This is a genomic window from Burkholderia sp. E168m23, assembly GCF_016586125.1.
Taxonomy (GTDB): domain Bacteria; phylum Pseudomonadota; class Gammaproteobacteria; order Burkholderiales; family Burkholderiaceae; genus Burkholderia; species Burkholderia orbicola.
In genome coordinates this window covers 1-1,736 of the sequence record NZ_BCPP01001211.1, presented here as the reverse complement: position 1 = coordinate 1,736, position 1,736 = coordinate 1, and the positions used below count along the sequence as shown (strand labels likewise).

Genomic DNA, 1,736 nt, shown 5'->3' with positions numbered 1-1,736 from the left:
TGCGCGCAGGACGTGGAATCCCTTTGGATTCCGATTTGGGGTTACACCATGTCATTCGTTTTCCGCACGCTGCGCATGCCGCGTGCAGGTCGGCGCGCGCCCGTACCGTGGGCCGCGCTGCTGGTGGCGGGCGCCGTTCACGCGCAGCCGTCGTCGCTGACGCTGGACGCCGCGCTGCAGTCCGCCACCGATCGTTCCGCGTCGATGCAGGCCGCGCAGGCTTCCGTGCTCGCGCGTTCCGAAGCGGCCGTCAAGGCCGGCCAGTTGCCGGACCCGATGCTCAAGGCCGGCATCGACAACCTGCCGGTCAACGGCGGGCAGCGCTTCACCGTCGGTCAGGACTTCATGACGATGCGCCGCATCGGCATCGAGCAGGAATGGGTGTCCGGCGACAAGCGGCGGCTGCGTACCGCGCTGGCCGACGAACAGGTCGGCCGCGAGCGCGCCGGCTATCTCGTGCAACTCGCGGCCGTGCGCCGGCAGACCGCGACGGCGTGGCTCGATGCCGTCTATGCGAAGCAGGCGCTCGCGCTTCAGCAGGCGCTGCTCGGTCACATGAACCATGAACTCGACGCGACGCAGGCGTCGTATCGCGGCGCGAAGGCGAGCGCGGGCGACGTCGTGCAGGCCCGCGCGATGCTCGCGCAGACGCAGGACCAGGTGCTCAAGGCACAGCAGGCGTATCGCACCGCGCTCATCGCGCTGGCCCGCTGGACGGCGGTGCCCGTGACGGACGTGGCCGGTACGCCGCCCGCGCCCGAATCCTTCGTATCGTCGTTGCCGCCGGACGAACTGCGCCTGTCGCAGCCGGCGCTCGTCGCCGCCGCGGACGATATCGCAGTGGCCGAAGCCGACGCCGCGGTCGCGAACAGCGAGCGCAGCCCCAACTGGACGTGGGAAATCGCGTACCAGCAGCGCGGCGGCGCGTATTCGAACATGGTGTCGGTCGGCGTCTCGATCCCGCTGCCGCTCAATCGCAAGAATCGACAGAATCGCGACGTCGCCGAAAAGGCGGCGCTCGCGACGAAGGCGCGCCTGATGTACGAGGACACGCTGCGCCAGGTACAGGCCGACATCCGCACGCAATCGGACACGCTGGCGAGCGGCCGCGAACGCATCGCGAACCTCGGCGCCGCGCTATTGCCGGCCGCCGACCAGCGCGTGCAACTCGCGACGGCGGCGTACCGGGCCGGCACGGGGTCGCTCGCCGACACGTTCGCCGCGCGGCGTGCGCAACTCGAAGCGCAATTACAGGTGCTCGACCTCAGGCGCGACGTGTCGCAGACCTGGGCACAGCTCGAATATCAGGTCGTGCCGTCGGCGATGGCCGCCGCGCAGTGAAGGAGATGCTCATGACAAGGCAATCACTGATGCGTGCGGTGTTGATCGCGTCCGCCGGCGCGGTGCTCGTCGGCGCAGGCTATTTCGCGGGCGTTCGCCGTGCGACGAACGGCGCGGCGACGGCCTCAGTGCCCGCCGCTGCGCCGTCGGGTATGCCGGCTCAGCAGGCCGCACGCAAGGTGCTGTACTGGCACGACCCGATGGTGCCGAACCAGCACTTCGACAAACCGGGCAAATCGCCGTTCATGGACATGCAGTTGCAGCCGGTCTATGCGGACGAAGGCGGTGCCGCGGCAGGCATCCGGATCGATCCGGGCCTGCAGCAGAACCTCGGCATCCGCTATGCGACCGTGCGTCGGCAGCAGACGGCGGCCGGCTTCGACGCGGTGGGCACC

At 69.6% G+C, this 1,736-nt stretch carries 2 protein-coding genes; both read left to right on the top strand.

What is annotated here, in order from left to right; genetic code table 11:
* The first annotated feature begins 48 nt into the window (after positions 1-48).
* Complete coding sequence (locus JMF90_RS35775) at positions 49-1,341, top strand: TolC family protein (protein WP_011548399.1); 1,293 nt, start codon at positions 49-51, stop codon at positions 1,339-1,341.
* An 11-nt stretch (positions 1,342-1,352) separates the two neighbouring features.
* Positions 1,353-1,736, top strand: a 384-nt coding sequence (locus tag JMF90_RS35770; RefSeq protein WP_268906096.1) for a heavy metal-binding domain-containing protein, incomplete at its 3' end; no start/stop codon positions are given.